Here is a 14,002-nt window from a genome sequence, read left to right as displayed (position 1 = left end):
GGTCCGCTCAGCGCCAGGGCGGCACCGCGCCGTCGACCGCAGCGCTGAAGCGGCGGACCGACTCCGGGACCGCGACGCCCTCCTCCGCCGGCACCGGCGCGAGCGTGCGGGTGACCAGGGGCACGACGCCCGCCCAGACCCCGGCCTCCGGCTCGTCGCCCACTCCGTGCGCGCGCACCTTCAGGCTCGCCTCGGCCAGGGGGAGGCGCAGCACCAGCGTCGCCGCGATCTCGCGGTCGGTGCTCGGCCGCACCTCCTCGTCGCGCCCCGGGAGGAGGCGGGCCACCAGCAGGTCGAGGGCTCGCTCCTTCTCCTCTCCCTCCAGCGCCTCGGCCCGGCCGATCACCATCGCCGAGCGGTAGTTCATCGAGCTGTCGAAGGTGGAGCGGGCGACGACCAGCCCGTCAACCAGCGTGACTGAGGCGGTGAGGAGCGAGTGCCGCGCCGCCTCCCGCAGCAGTCCTCCGCCGCTCGACCCGTGCAGCAGGACGGAGTCGCCGTCGCGGGCGAAGAGGATCGGCAGCACGATCGCGGCGCCGTCCCGCACGACGGCGACGTGGGCGACGAGCGCCTCGTCGAGCAGGGCGTGCAGCTCGGCGGGATCGGTGCGCTGGCGGTCGCGGAGACGGGAGACGCGGGTGCGGTCGGTGACGGGGAGGCTGTCCATGTCGGAATCGTCCCGCGCCGACTGGATCTGCCAGGATGCCACTGGGCCGCGATCGGAGTGGTCCAGAGCGGAGCGGTCGATGGCGTCGGGCGATCTGGAGATCCCGCTCCTCCTCGGGCCGTCGCCGCGCGGCTCGGTCCGCGCCGGGCTCGCCGAGGCGCTGCGCCAGGCGGTGCTGGACGGGCGCTACCGGGCGGGCGATCCGATCCCGTCGAGCCGCGTGCTCGCCGAGCGGCTCGGCGTCTCGCGGGGCTCCGTCGTCGCCGCGGTGGATCAGCTGGTGGGGGAGGGCTACCTCGTCGCCCACCCGCGCGCAGCGGTGACGGTCGCCTCCGACGGACTGCTGGCGCCGGCGCCGCAGGAGCCGCGGCCGGAGTCCCGGGAGACCGTCGTCCCGCCCGCCGCGGCGGACCTGAGGCCGGGCCGGCCGGACACCCGCGCCCTCGACACCCCGGAGTGGCGGGCCGCCTGGCGCCTGGCGCTCGCCTCGCCGCCCTCGGCGCCTCCTCGGGGTTCCGGGGACCCGGCCCTGCGGGAGCAGATCGCCGAGCAGCTGCGCCGGTCCCGCGGCGTCGACGTGCAGGCGTCGGACGTGGTGGTGACCAGCGGCACCGCGGGCGCCGTCGCGCTCCTGGCCCGCGCCGCCTCGGCCTCGCTCGGACGCGAGGTGCGCGTCGCCGTCGAGGACCCCGGCTACCCGGCCGTCCGGCGCCGCCTGCGCGCCGACGGGCACGAGGTCGTCGGCGTCCCGGTGCGCGGCGACGGCATCGACCTCGACGCTCTCGCGAGCTCCGGCGCGGACGTGGTCGTCGTGACTCCGTCGCACCAGTACCCGACCGGCGGCAGGCTCGCGCTCGCCGAGCGCCTGGAGCTGGTGCGCCGCGCGTCGGCCGGCCCCCTGCTCGTGGTGGAGGACGACTACGACAGCGAGTTCCGCTACGTCGGCGCCCCGCTGCCCGCGCTCGCCTCGCTCGACTCCGGCGGCGGAGTCGCCCATGTCGGGTCGTTCTCGAAGACCGTCTCGCCGTGGCTCCGCATCGCCTACCTGGCCGTTCCGCCGGCGTCCTGGCTCCGCGGGGCGCTGGCCGGCCTCGACGACGAGAAGGACGCCTCCGCCTCGGGCCCGACGCAGGCGGCGCTCGCGCAGTTCATGGCGAGCGGGGCGTTCCGGAGGCATCTCACGCGCTCGAGACGGCGCTACGCCCACCGCCGTGAGCTGGTCCACGCATTCGGGGAGTCGGTGCCGTGGGGGCGCGCAAGCGGACTCGACGGGGGTCTGCACGTCGTCCTCTCCCTGCCCGCGCCTCTGGACGCGCACGCCGTCGCGGCCGCGCTGCTCCGGGAGGGACTGCTCGTCGCCACTCTGCACGAGTACGCCCTGTCGGGACGGGCTGCGACCGAGGCGCTGGTCCTCGGCTACGGCCATGTCGGAGACCTCGAGCTCGCTGCGGCGCTGGATCTCGTCGACCGGACCGTCCGCGCGCTCGCCGCCGGGGCCGTCCGTGGTATCCCTGGAGGATGACCCGCGACTCCGCCCTGCACATCACCGACGATCCCGACGCCGACGCGCTGCTCAGCCGCGACCCGCTGGCGCTGCTGATCGGGATGCTCCTCGACCAGCAGGTCGCGATGGAGACGGCCTTCTCCGGGCCCCGCAAGATCGAGGAGCGCCTCGAGGCCGAGGGCGCCTCCTTCGACGCCGCGTCCATCGCCGGATTCGACGACGACGCGTTCTCGGAGCTCTGCCGGACACCGCCCGCGATCCACCGCTACCCGGCGAACATGGCGGGCCGCGTGCAGGTCCTCTGCCGTGCTCTCGTCGACGACTGGGACGGCGACGCCGCGGCCCTCTGGACGCGGGAGAACCCCGACGGACGCACGGTGCTCGCCCGCCTGAAGGCGCTGCCCGGCTTCGGCGAGCAGAAGGCGCGGATCTTCCTCGCCCTGCTCGGCAAGCAGCGCGGGTTCACGGGCGAGGGCTGGCGCGAGGCCGCCGGCGCGTACGGCGAGGAGGACTCCTTCCGCTCGGTCGCCGACATCGTGTCGCCGGAGTCGCTGACGAAGGTCCGCGCCACCAAGCAGGCCGCGAAGGCCGCCGCCAAGGCGAAGAAGTAGGGCGCGGGGCGGCGGCCGGATGGATCGAGCGCTCGACGACGGTCCCGGTCGCCGTCTCCGCAGTCGCAGGCCGAGCAGCCCGACCCGATGATCCCCGCCGCCACCGCCCGGCTGCGCTTCCGTGAGATGACCGCCGAGGACCTCCCCGACATGGCGGACCTGCTCGGCGACCCGGTCGTGATGCGGTACTACCCCGCGCCGAAGGACCGCGAGCAGGCAGCCGCCTGGATCGAGTGGAACCGGCGCAACTACCGCGAGCACGGCTTCGGGCTGTGGATCGTCGAGACCCTCGACGGCGAGTTCGTCGGCGACTGCGGGTTGACCTGGCAGCGCGTCGACGGCGGGATCGAGCTCGAGGTCGGCTACCACGTGCGGGCCGGTCTGCACGGCCGCGGCTACGCCACCGAGGAGGCTGCGGCCTGCCGCGACCTCGCGCTCGCCCACCGCCTCGCGGGACGACTCGTGGCGCTCGTGCACCCGGACAACGCCGCCTCGAGGCGCGTCGCCGAGAAGACCGGCCTCCGTGTGATCGCCGAGGACCGCGACGGCGGCGGACTCGTCCGCACCGTGCTCGGGATGCCGCTCGTCGGGCCCGGGCGCCGGCCTCGGGAACGCTGACCGAACGCCTCCGACGGCTCCGGACCATCGCGCGCGGAGCAGGCCCTGAGCTGGAGCAGATCCTGAGCTAGATCCGGTCCTCCAGCGCCGCGATCAGCGCCGCGCGGTCCTCACGGAGGATCGAGGCCCCGCCCCCCGGCACGGTCCGCACCTCGACGCCGCGGCCGGCGAGGACGCCGCCCAGCGAGCCGTGGCCCAGCGGGTCCTCCGGCATCACGGCGAGCGTCGGTACGGGGAACGTCTCGGGGGCCTCGGCCGCACCCCGTGCCGTCAGCCCGCCGGCGGAGTCCTGCTCCCAGAGCGCGTGGGCCGACACGTCGAGCTCGATCTGCTCGTCCGTCCAGATCGGGTGGCGGTGGCGGAGGGAGTCGGCGTCGCCCTTCTCGACGTGCGCGACCGAGCCGCCGCGGTGGAGCGCGCTCGTCAGTCCCCGGGCGTCCGAGAACGCGGGGTCGAGCAGGACGAGCCGGTCGGCGCCGTACTCGGGGGCGAGCCGGGCGGCGATGACGGCGCCGAGGCCGTGGCCGATGACGAGGTCGGGGGTCTGCAGCACCGAGGCGCGGACGTCCGACGCCCAGCGCTCCGGCGAGTACGCGGGCGATGCCGGCGAGCCGCCGTGACCGGCGAGATCGGGGGCCACCACGCGGTAGCCGTGCTCGTGCAGCGTCGGGACCAGGGCGTACCAGATCCGGGAGTCGGAGCCGAGGCCGTGGAGGAGGAGCGCCGTCCGCTCGCCCGTTCCGCCGTAGTCGCGGACGAACAGCGCCAGCGGCTCGGCCGGCGCGGCGGCCAGCGCCTTCCGCTCGGCACGGGTCGGCTCGAGCACGAGGGTGTTGCCGAACGCCTGCGGTGCCGGCCCGAACGCATCGCGCGCGCTCTGGATCACCTTGCGGCCCAGCATCGCGTTGCCGACGCCGCCCAGTGCCGCTCCGATCCCGAACGGCATCGCCCGGCCGACCAGGCCCGCGCCCTGCTGGGCGAGGAAGTGCTTGGCGAAGGACTTCTTCGCGCGGTCCGCCAGCTCGCCCACGAGGAAAGACGGCAGGCCCTTCGTGACCACGGAGCCCCAGTACTGGTTGAGGCCGCTGCCCCCGCCGACGGCCTGCCCGGCCACCTGACGCACCATCTCGCTGCCGGAGGAGCCCATCATCAGCGTGAGCACGAGGGCCCGCGCGCGGTCCGGATCCTCGAGCGGGATCCCGTGCACCTCCGTCACCGACTGCGCGAAGAGCGCGCTCGCCTCCAGGAACCCCGCCGCTCCCGCGCCGGAGAGGGCCACCGAGGCGGCCGTGCCGATGCCGGGGACGACGGCGGTCGCCCCGATCGCCGCGCCTCCCGCGGCCACGCTCGAGAGGTACTGCCGCTCGAGCGACGTGATGATCTGCTCCGGAGTCGCCCCGGGACGCCGGCGCCGCAGCAGGCGGATGTTCGCCAGCACGGCCGGGCGCTGCACCGCGAGGAGCCGGTCGAGCAGCTTCGCCAGCTGCGCGTTCTCGGAGCCGTCGGCCTGCTCCACCTCGCCGGCCCTCTCCACGGCGCGCTCGCGCTTGCGGTCCTTCTGGGCCATGTCGTGCACTCCTGCGTCCTCGGGCGCCGCGTGCGGGAGGGGTCAGTCGTCGGAGACGGTGCCCTGGACGGGCGGGCCCTCGGCCGGTGCCGTGCTGCTCCGCGGTGTCGGCGCGTAGTCCTCAGCGTAACGCGCGAGCACCTCCTCGATCGGCGCGTCCAGCACCAGGCGGCCCTTGTCCAGGTAGAGGCCGCGCGTGCAGAAGCGGCGGAGGTCGCGCTCGTTGTGCGAGACGAAGAAGAGGGTGCGGCCGGAGGCGAGCAGCTCCTCGATCCGCGCGTAGCACTTCTCGCGGAACGCCCTGTCGCCGACCGCGAGCACCTCGTCCACCAGGATGATCGGCTCCTCGAGCCGCGACACGACGGAGAAGGCGATGCGCACCTTCATCCCGCTCGAGAGGTGCTTGTAGGGGGTGTCGAGGAAGTCGCCGATCTCGGCGAACTCGATGATCGAGTCGAAGCGCGCGTCGACCTCGCGCTTGGACATCCCGTGGAGACCCGCGGTCAGGTAGACGTTCTCGCGGACGCTCAGGTCGGCCACGAAGCCGCCGGTGATCTCGATGAGCGGAGCGACGCCCCCGCGCACCTCCACCGCGCCCTCGTCCGGCAGCACCACGCCGGCGACGAGCTTGAGCAGCGTCGACTTGCCCTGACCGTTCCGGCCGACGACACCGATGGCCTCGCCCGCCCGCACCTGCACGTCGAGCCCGCGGAGCGCCCAGAACTCGCCGGGCCGCGAGCGGCGGGAGCGGCCGGCGAAGAGGTCCTTGAAGGAGCGGCGGCCCCGCCGGTTGCGGCGGAAGCGGATCCCGAGGCCGCGGCATTCGATGACCACGGGGGCGTCGGCCATCACAGCTCCTTCAGCACCGCGCGCTCGGAGCGGCGGAAGACGACGAGGCCCAGCGCCAGCACGAGCACCGAGATGCCCGCGGAGGCGAGGATGAGCGGGACGTCGAGCTCGCTCTCGAAGAACGCGGAGCGGTAGAGGGCGAAGATCCCGCTGAGCGGGTTGAGCGCCGCGAGCGGCCGGATCTGCTCCGGCAGGTTGGCCGTGGAGTAGATGATCGGCGACGCGTAGAAGAGGAACCGGAGCACGAGCTTCACGGCCCGCTCCAGATCGCGGAAGAACACCACGAGCGGAGCCACCAGCAGACCCACGCCGAGCGTGAGCACCGCCTGCAGCAGGATCGCCACGGGGAACAGCAGCGCCGCCCAGGTCAGGTGCGCGCCGGCGATCACGGCGAAGAGCACCAGCACCGGCAGGCTCGCCACGAACTCGATGCCCTTCGAGAGCACGATCCGCCCGACCCAGATGGTCCGCGGGATCGACGTCGACCGCACCAGCTTCGCCTCGCGGAGGAACGCGCGGGTCGCGTCGGAGGTCGCCTGGTTGAACCACATCCACGGCAGCAGGCCCGCGAGCAGGAAGACGATGTACGGATCCTCGCCGACGGTCCGCTGGAAGACGACGGTGAAGACGAAGAAGTAGATGCCCGACATGACGAGCGGGTCGAGAACCGACCAGACGTAGCCGAGCGCGCTCGTGGCGTACCGGACGGTGAGGTCGCGCCTGGTGAGCAGCCAGAGGGAGTGGCGGTAGCGCCAGGCCCGGGAGCGCCGGTGGCGCAGGGCCGTCTCGGTCGCGAGGGTGTCGGCCGTGCTCACTGCGCGACTCCTCCCGTCGGCTCCGCTCGAGCCGGGGGAGGAGCCGGGAGCGTCAGACGAAGAGGTTCGCGCGCTCGAGGTCCTCGGCGAAGTCCACCTCGACGGCGTAGAGGTCGGAGATGTCCATCGGCTCGACGAGCAGGCGGTCCTGCTCGATCGCCAACTCTATGCCACGCTCGAAGTAGTCCTGGGCGTCGACCCGGGCGAGCTGGCGCACCAGCGCGGCCTTGTCGGAGGCGGACACGTAGTTGATCCCGACCGCCTCGCCGAGGCCGCCGCGCACCGTCTTGGAGAGCTCCTGGATGAAGCCCTCGGCGCTCGTCGTGTACTTGACCTCCTCGTCCGACACCTTCGAGGTGTTGACGGTGACGAAGGAGACGTCCTTCGCGATCAGCGCGGCCGCCCGGTCGAGGATGCGCGGGTCGAAGACGACGTCGCCGTTCATCCAGAGCACGCCGCCCTGCCCGCTCGCCTGCAGCGCGCGGAGGAGGCTCTTGGAGGTGTTGGTCTGGTCGTACTGCTCGTTGTAGACGAACGTCGCCGAGGGGAAGGCCTCGATGATGTGCTCGAGCTTGTAGCCGACGACGATGCTCACCGGGACCTTCGTGCCGAAGGCGTGGTGGATGTTGTCGAACTGCTGCTGCATGATCGTGCGCCCGTCGCTGAGCGGCGTGAGCGGCTTGGGGAGGGAGCGGCCGAGCCGGCTGCCCATCCCTGCGGCGAGGATGACGACGGTGGCGGGGCTGCTGCTCGTCGAACCTGTGTGCATCATCGTGTGTTCTCCTCGAATTAACCGCTGCGTCTCGATCTGATCGACTCCTCGGGTAGAGACCTAGTGTACAGTTCACGCCCCCCGGGGCCAGGGTGGTTGACCTCTCGCCGTGTCGCCGGGTGTCGGCGCGGGCGCCGGGGGCCCGCGGGCGAGTTGGTACCGTAGCCGGATGACGTCCGTGACGAACGCCGAGCCCGCTGAGGGTGCCGCGGATCCGGACGGCGCCTCGCCCGTCGTCTTCGAGCTGCACCAGCTGACCCGGACCTTCGGGAGGACGGTGGCGGTCGACCGCATCGACCTGGCCGTCCGCGCGGGGACCTTCTACGGGATCATCGGCCCGAACGGCGCGGGCAAGACCACCACGCTCTCGATGATGACGGGCCTCCTGCGACCCGACACCGGCCGCGTCCTCGTGCACGGCGTCGACGTCTGGAAGGACCCGTCGGCCGCGAAGCCGCTGATCGGGGTCCTGCCCGACCGTCTCCGGCTGTTCGACCGGCTCACCGGCGCTCAGTTCCTCGCCTACTCCGCCGCGCTGCGCGGCATCGACCTCGCCACGGCGAAGCAGCGCACGGTCGAGCTGGCCGAGGCGCTCCGCCTCTCCGACGCGCTGGAGCGCCTGATCTCGGACTACTCCGCGGGGATGGCGAAGAAGGTCGCCCTCGCGGCGGCGATGATCCACGCCCCGCGCGTGCTGGTCCTCGACGAGCCGTTCGAGTCGGTGGACCCGGTCTCCTCGGCCGCCGTGATCACCGTGCTGCGCCGCTTCGTCGAGGGCGGCGGCACCGTCGTCCTCTCCAGCCACGGGCTCGACTTCATCGAGCGCGTCTGCGACGACGTGGCCGTGATCGTCGGCGGGCGCGTGCTCGCCTCCGGGACGGTCGCGGAGGTCGCCGGCACCGCGACGCTGGAGGAGCGCTTCCTCGAGCTCGCGGGCGGCAAGCAGATCGCCGAGGGGCTGCAGTGGCTGCACGACTTCTCCGGCTGAGGGTCGACGTCCTCCTGGGCGCGTTCCGCTCCGGGCCCGCGCGCTCGGCCGGCGCCGTCCTGGGCGTGCTCGTGGTCGTCGCGGTGACGGCCCTGCTGATCGCGGCGATCGGCGCTCTGCGCTCCTCGGACGCGGCGGCGGGCGCTCTCGTGACCGCCGGCGGCCTCGTCTCCGTCGGCTTCCTGGTGCTGCCCTTCCTGCTCGGCCCGCTCGACCCGATGGATCCGCGCGCGTTCCGCCTCTTCGGCCTTCCGCCGCTCCGCCTCGCCGGGGCGCTCGCCCTGGCCGGCCTCGTCTCGGTCCCCACGCTCGCCCTGCTGGTGGTCGGGCTCGCGAGCGCGCCGCTCGTCCCGGGCGCAGGCGCCTTCGCCGTGGTCGGCCCGCTCCTCGCGGTGGCGACGGCCTCGCTGTTCGCGCGGATCGGCCTCGCCGCCTCCGCCGCCCTCGTCCCCTCCCGGACCGCCCGCGAGCTGCTGGCCGTCCTCGGCCTGGTGCTGATGCTGGGCGGTCCCGCAGCCCTCGGCGCCGCCGCGCTGGTCGACACGGGGGACACCCCGGTGCTCGAGCGATGGGGCGCGGCGATGGGGGCCACTCCGTTCGGCGCGGCGTGGATGATCGCCCCGGCCGCCCGGACCGGCGACGCGCTCGGCCCGCTCCTGCTGGCCCTGGCGACGCTCGTCGCGGCGGGCGCGCTCTGGTGGCTCGTCGTCCGCCTGCTGACGGAGCGCCCCGAGCGCACGCACCGGCCGCCGCGCGGCCTCCGGCTGGGCTGGTTCGACGTCCTCGGCTCGACCCGGACCGGCGCGATCGCGGCGCGCAGCATCACCTACTGGCTCCGGGATCCGCGCTACCAGGCGTCGCTCGTCGCCGTGCCGGTGCTGCCGGTCGCGGCCCTGCTGCTGCTCGCGGTCGTCGGCGTCCCCTTCCCGCTGCTCTCGCTGCTCCCGGTCCCGCTGATCGCGCTGTTCCTCGGCTGGTTCCTGCACAACGACGTCGCCTACGACGGCTCGGCGTTCTGGCTCCACGTGGCCGCGGGCGTCCGCGGCTGGTCGGACCGGCTCGGCCGCGCCTTCCCGACCCTCCTGCTCGGCGTGCCGGTCGTCGTGCTCGGCTCGCTGATCAGCAGCGCGACCTCGGGGCTCCCCGATGCGCTGCCCGTCGTGCTCGCCGTGAACACCTGCCTCCTGCTCGTCCCCGCAGGCGTCGCCAGCGCCGTCTCGGCACGGCTCGCCTATCCGGCTCCGCGCCCGGGCGACAGCGCGTTCACGCAGCCCCAGGCCCCCGGAGCCAGTGGCGCCGGTCCGCAGTCCCTGGCGTTCGGCCTGGGGCTGCTCCTCTCGGCTCCGGCCGTGGTGCTCGGCGTCCGGGCGCTCTTCGTCGACCAGGAGGCGGCCGGGGACGCCGTCCTCGTCGGCTTCGGCAGCGCGGTGGTCGTCTTCGGCCTCGGCGTGCTCCTCGGCGGATGGCTGTTCGAGCGCCGCGCGACCGAGCTGGTCGCCTTCACCAGCCGCTACTAGCGCCGCCCGATCCGGAGCGCACAGCCGGGGGCCCGGGCTCCGCGCGTAGGATCGTCGGCATGATTCCGCGCGTCCAGAACAGCAGCACCGACCCCCTCGAGGGAGGCGGAGGAACCGCCACGCTCGACCGCGAGCTCGAGGAGCTCCTCAACCAGGAGTCCATCGAGCCGGGCGACCACGAGCGCTTCTCCCACTACGTGCCGAAGGACAAGATCCTCGAGAGCGCCATCACCGGCAAGCCGGTCCGCGCGCTCTGCGGCAAGAAGTGGCTCCCGGGCCGCGACCCGGAGAAGTTCCCGGTGTGCCCGGCCTGCAAGGAGATCTACGCGAAGATGAAGTGAGCTCCTGACCCGCTCACTCGTAGCGGGTCGGGATGACGGGCTCGCCGCGGCCGAGCCGGAGCGCGTCGATCGGCAGCTCGAGGACCGCGTTCGCGTGGTGCGCGCGGGCTGCCGCCACTCCCTCGATGCCGAGGTGCTCGGGACGGATCGTCCCGTCCTCGATCAGGGGGACGAGCAGCGCCCGCTCGCCCTCGCCGACGGCGCCCTCGGGGCCGGCACCCACGTGCACGACCTCGGCCTCGGCGACCCCGTCGTCGGAGAGCAGACGGCCGGCGGCCTTCCGCCCGCCGATCGACGCCTTCGAGACCGACTTCTTCGCCACCGCGACCCACTCGCCCGCGTCGTCCTCGTGCGCGACCAGCTTGTAGACCATGCCCGCCGTCGGGTGGCCCGAGCCCGTCGCCACCGAGGTGCCGACGCCGTAGGAGTCGACCGGTGAGGCCGCGAGCGCGGCGATCCCGTACTCGTCGAGGTCGTTGGTGACGGTGATGCGCGTGCCGGTCGCGCCGAGCGCGTCCAGCTGCTGCCGGACGGCGGCCACCTGCTGGGGGAGGTCCCCGGAGTCGATGCGCACGGCGCCGAGGCCGGTGCCGGCGACGCGGACCGCCAGGTCGACGGCGGCCGTCACGTCGTAGGTGTCCACCAGGAGGGTCGTGCCGGGGCCGAGCGCGGCGACCTGCGCGCGGAAGGCCTCCTCCTCCGAGTCGTGGAGGAGCGTGAAGGAGTGCGCGGAGGTGCCCATCGTGGGCACGCCGAAGCTGCGGCCCGCCTCCAGGTTCGAGGAGGCGCCGAACCCGGCGATGTAGGCGGCGCGAGCCGCCGCGACGGCGGACCGCTCACCGGCGCGGCGCGAGCCCATCTCGGCGAGCGGTCGCCCGTCGGCGGCCGAGACCATCCGCGCGGCGGCGCTCGCCACGGCGCTGTCGTGGTTGAGGACGCTGAGCACCAGGGTCTCCAGGAGCACGCCGTCGGCGAAGGGCGCCTCGACGATGAGCACGGGGGAGCCCGGGAGGTAGACCTCGCCCTCGCGGTAGCCCCAGACGTCGCCCCGGAAGCGGTAGTCGGCGAGCCAGTCCAGCGTGCGGGAGTCGACCACGCGGTTCTCGCGGAGCCAGGACAGCTCGTCGTCGCCGAAGCGGAAGCGCGAGATGAGCTCGAGGAGCCGGCCGGTGCCCGCGAGCACGCCGTAGCGGCGTCCCGGCGGGAGGCTCCGGGCGAACACCTCGAACATGCAGCGGCGGTCGGCGGTGCCACTGCCGAGGGCGCCCTCGACCATCGTGAGCTCGTACCGGTCGGTGAGGAAGGCCGTGGAGTCCATCCGCTCAGTGTTCCACGGCCGCCAGCGCGCGGCCCAGGCGCGGGTGCCGGGGCTTGCGCACGCCGTCGGGCCCGGGAACGGCGTGCGGCCGGGACCGGGCCGCAGGGCGCGGGTAGGCTGTTCCTCCGTGACGGACGCACCGCTGGGCATCTTCGACTCCGGAGTCGGCGGGCTCACCGTCGCCCGCTCCGTGATCGACCAGCTGCAGAACGAGTCGATCGTCTACCTCGGCGACACCGCGCACTCGCCCTACGGGCCCAAGCCGCTCGCCGACGTCCGCGCCTACGCCCTCGACACCCTCGACACGCTGGTCGACCAGGGCGCCAAGCTGCTCGTCATCGCCTGCAACACCGCCTCGGCCGCGATGATGCGCGACGCCCGCGAGCGCTACACGCTCGGCCGCGGCATCCCGGTGATCGAGGTCATCCAGCCCGCCGTCCGCAGCGCTGTCCGCGACACCCGCAACCGCCGCGTCGGCGTGATCGGCACGGTCGGGACGATCCGCTCCCGCGCCTACGACGACGCCTTCGTCGCCGCGCCCGACCTGCAGCTGTTCACCGCCGCCTGCCCGCGCTTCGTCGAGTTCGTCGAGGCGGGCGTCACCTGGAGCGACGAGCTGCTCGCGGTGGCGGAGGAGTACCTCGCGCCGCTCAAGGCCGCGGGGGTCGACACACTCGTCCTCGGCTGCACGCACTACCCGCTGCTGCGCGGTGCCATCGCGTACGTGATGGGGCCGGACGTCCGCCTCGTCTCGAGCGCCGAGGAGACCGCGCTCGACGTCTACCGCACCCTCGTGGCGCACGGCCTGCAGCGCACCTCCGCCGCTCCTCCGACCTACCGGTGGGAGGAGACGGGCTCGAGCGACTTCGTCCGCCTCGCCCGCCGCTTCCTCGGTCCGGAGGTCTCGAGCGTCGATCTCGTCGAGACCGGCACCATCAACCTGCGCGAGCTCGACCGGGCCGCGCTCCCGCACGATCGAGGGAGACCCGAGTGACCGACAGCACCGCATCGAAGGCCGCGCGCAAGGACGGGCGGGCGCCCGACGAGCTGCGCACCGTGACGATCGAGCGCGGCTGGAGCACCCAGGCGGAGGGCTCCGCGCTCGTCTCGTTCGGGAGCACCAGGGTGCTCTGCACCGCCTCCTTCACGAACGGCGTGCCGCGCTGGCTGCAGGGCAAGGGCAAGGGCTGGGTCACCGCCGAGTACGCGATGCTGCCCCGATCCACCAATTCCCGCATGGACCGCGAGTCGGTCAAGGGGAAGGTCGGCGGGCGCACGCACGAGATCTCGCGGCTGATCGGCCGGAGCCTGCGCGCGGTGGTCGACACGAAGGCGCTCGGCGAGAACACCCTCGTCATCGACTGCGACGTCCTCCAGGCCGACGGCGGCACCCGCACCGCGGCGATCACCGGCGCCTACGTGGCGATGGCCGACGCGATCGAGTGGGCGCGGGGCAAGAAGTACGTGGGGCAGAAGGCGCAGCCGCTGATCGACAGCCTCTCGGCGGTGTCCGTCGGCATCATCGACGGCGTGCCGATGCTCGACCTGGCCTACGTCGAGGACGTGCGCGCCGAGACCGACATGAACGTCGTCGTCACCGGACGCGGCCTGTTCGTCGAGGTGCAGGGCACCGCCGAGGGGGCCCCGTTCGACCGCCGCGAGCTCGACGCCCTGCTCGACCTCGCGGTCGCCGGTGCCTCCGACCTCGCCCGCATCCAGGCCGAAGCGCTCGCTGCGGAGCCCGGCGCGTGAGCCTGGACCTCGTCCTCGCCACGCACAACGCCGGCAAGGTGGAGGAGTTCCGCGCCATGCTGGCCGGCGCGCTCCCCGGAGTCGGCGTCCGCGCCTACGACGGACCCGAGCCCGTCGAGGACGGCGTGAGCTTCGCCGAGAACGCGCTGATCAAGGCGCGCGCGGCGGCGGCGCACACCGGCCTCGTGGCGCTCGCGGACGACTCCGGGATCTGCGTCGACGTCCTCGGCGGCGCGCCGGGCATCTTCTCGGCCCGCTGGTCGGGACGCGCGCACGACGCGACGGCCAACCTCGAGCTCCTCCTGGCGCAGCTGCACGACGTGAAGGCGGAGCACCGCGGTGCGCACTTCAGCTGCACCATCGCCCTCGTGGTGCCGGACGCCGTGCTCCCCGGCGGGCAGGAGACGGTGGTCGAGGGCCGCTGGGACGGCGCGATCGCGACGGCCCCGCACGGTGCGAACGGCCACGGCTACGACCCGGTGTTCGTCCCCGAGGCCGGGGCGCTCACGGCGGCCGAGCTCGCTCCCGAGCAGAAGAACGCCCGGAGCCACCGCGCCCGCGCCTTCACCGCGCTGCGCGCCGAGCTCGCCGCCCTGTCCGCCCGGCTCTGACCCGGGCGGGATCCCACCGCGAGATGCCACTCCGGTGCACGCCTGTCGGCGTGCGGCGTGCCGGAGTGGCGT

Annotated in this window: 15 protein-coding genes; 9 read left to right on the top strand and 6 right to left on the bottom strand. The window is 73.8% G+C overall.

The features are described 5' to 3' along the window. Positions 1 to 7: 7 nt before the first annotated feature. Complete coding sequence (locus tag C5C59_RS02690; RefSeq protein WP_104238175.1) at positions 8 to 667, bottom strand: pyridoxamine 5'-phosphate oxidase family protein; 660 nt, start codon at positions 665 to 667, stop codon at positions 8 to 10. A gap of 79 nt (positions 668 to 746) precedes the next feature. Here C5C59_RS02690 and C5C59_RS02685 point away from each other — a divergent pair, with 79 nt between their 5' ends. From C5C59_RS02685 to C5C59_RS02675, 3 genes are all read left to right on the top strand, one after another. Further along, entirely contained in the window at positions 747 to 2,189 is a 1,443-nt protein-coding gene (locus tag C5C59_RS02685; RefSeq protein ID WP_181134807.1) for a PLP-dependent aminotransferase family protein, read from the top strand. Next, positions 2,186 to 2,782: an HhH-GPD-type base excision DNA repair protein gene (locus C5C59_RS02680; RefSeq protein ID WP_104238173.1), complete on the top strand. Its 597-nt coding sequence runs from the start codon at positions 2,186 to 2,188 to the stop codon at positions 2,780 to 2,782. Before C5C59_RS02685 ends, C5C59_RS02680 begins: the two co-directional genes overlap by 4 nt. A gap of 87 nt (positions 2,783 to 2,869) precedes the next feature. Beyond that, positions 2,870 to 3,400 carry a GNAT family N-acetyltransferase gene (locus tag C5C59_RS02675; RefSeq protein ID WP_104238172.1) on the top strand — a complete coding sequence of 177 codons (531 nt, stop codon included), beginning with the start codon at positions 2,870 to 2,872 and terminating at the stop codon, positions 3,398 to 3,400. A 67-nt stretch (positions 3,401 to 3,467) separates the two neighbouring features. Here the strand turns inward: C5C59_RS02675 and C5C59_RS02670 are convergent, their stop codons facing one another. The 4 genes from C5C59_RS02670 to C5C59_RS02655 are packed head-to-tail and all read right to left on the bottom strand — an operon-like array spanning position 3,468 to position 7,400. Continuing rightward, positions 3,468 to 4,967: an alpha/beta fold hydrolase gene (locus C5C59_RS02670; RefSeq protein WP_104238171.1), complete on the bottom strand. Its 1,500-nt coding sequence runs from the start codon at positions 4,965 to 4,967 to the stop codon at positions 3,468 to 3,470. A 42-nt stretch (positions 4,968 to 5,009) separates the two neighbouring features. Then, a complete protein-coding gene (locus C5C59_RS02665) occupies positions 5,010 to 5,816 on the bottom strand; it encodes an ABC transporter ATP-binding protein (RefSeq protein WP_104223571.1) in 807 nt (268 codons plus the stop codon). Continuing rightward, on the bottom strand, positions 5,816 to 6,631 hold the full coding sequence (locus C5C59_RS02660; RefSeq protein WP_374953048.1) for an ABC transporter permease: 816 nt from the start codon (positions 6,629 to 6,631) through the stop codon (positions 5,816 to 5,818). The genes C5C59_RS02665 and C5C59_RS02660 overlap by 1 nt, the downstream gene beginning before the upstream one ends. A 52-nt stretch (positions 6,632 to 6,683) precedes the next feature. Next, positions 6,684 to 7,400 (bottom strand): NTP transferase domain-containing protein, encoded by a 717-nt coding sequence (locus tag C5C59_RS02655; RefSeq protein WP_104226983.1) that lies wholly within the window; start codon positions 7,398 to 7,400, stop codon positions 6,684 to 6,686. Positions 7,401 to 7,572: 172 nt separating this feature from the next. On the opposite strand from C5C59_RS02655, the gene C5C59_RS02650 reads away from it, so the two are divergent. The 3 genes from C5C59_RS02650 to C5C59_RS02640 are packed head-to-tail and all read left to right on the top strand — an operon-like array spanning position 7,573 to position 10,249. Then, a complete protein-coding gene (locus C5C59_RS02650; RefSeq protein WP_104238170.1) occupies positions 7,573 to 8,391 on the top strand; it encodes an ABC transporter ATP-binding protein in 819 nt (272 codons plus the stop codon). Continuing rightward, a complete protein-coding gene (locus C5C59_RS02645; protein ID WP_104238169.1) occupies positions 8,367 to 9,908 on the top strand; it encodes an ABC transporter permease in 1,542 nt (513 codons plus the stop codon). Before C5C59_RS02650 ends, C5C59_RS02645 begins: the two co-directional genes overlap by 25 nt. 59 nt (positions 9,909 to 9,967) lie before the next feature. Further along, positions 9,968 to 10,249, top strand: a complete 282-nt coding sequence (locus C5C59_RS02640; protein ID WP_104223568.1) for a DUF3039 domain-containing protein — start codon at positions 9,968 to 9,970, stop codon at positions 10,247 to 10,249. A gap of 13 nt (positions 10,250 to 10,262) precedes the next feature. Here the strand turns inward: C5C59_RS02640 and C5C59_RS02635 are convergent, their stop codons facing one another. Then, positions 10,263 to 11,567, bottom strand: a complete 1,305-nt coding sequence (locus C5C59_RS02635; protein ID WP_104233197.1) for a nicotinate phosphoribosyltransferase — start codon at positions 11,565 to 11,567, stop codon at positions 10,263 to 10,265. 127 nt (positions 11,568 to 11,694) lie between these two features. Between C5C59_RS02635 and murI the strand changes: the two genes are divergently transcribed. From murI to rdgB, 3 genes are read left to right on the top strand one after another with little or no spacing between them, the layout of a single operon-like run. After that, positions 11,695 to 12,561 carry a glutamate racemase gene (murI, locus tag C5C59_RS02630; RefSeq protein ID WP_104223566.1) on the top strand — a complete coding sequence of 289 codons (867 nt, stop codon included), beginning with the start codon at positions 11,695 to 11,697 and terminating at the stop codon, positions 12,559 to 12,561. Beyond that, on the top strand, positions 12,558 to 13,319 hold the full coding sequence (gene rph, locus C5C59_RS02625) for a ribonuclease PH (RefSeq protein WP_104238168.1): 762 nt from the start codon (positions 12,558 to 12,560) through the stop codon (positions 13,317 to 13,319). Before murI ends, rph begins: the two co-directional genes overlap by 4 nt. Next, complete coding sequence (gene rdgB / locus C5C59_RS02620; protein ID WP_104238167.1) at positions 13,316 to 13,930, top strand: RdgB/HAM1 family non-canonical purine NTP pyrophosphatase; 615 nt, start codon at positions 13,316 to 13,318, stop codon at positions 13,928 to 13,930. Before rph ends, rdgB begins: the two co-directional genes overlap by 4 nt. The last annotated feature ends 72 nt before the right edge of the window (positions 13,931 to 14,002 follow it).

Source organism: Rathayibacter sp. AY1F4 (assembly GCF_002931775.1).
GTDB lineage: Bacteria > Actinomycetota > Actinomycetes > Actinomycetales > Microbacteriaceae > Rathayibacter.
Note: the sequence above shows the minus strand (reverse complement) of the source record. Positions and strands in the feature narration are given on the sequence as shown.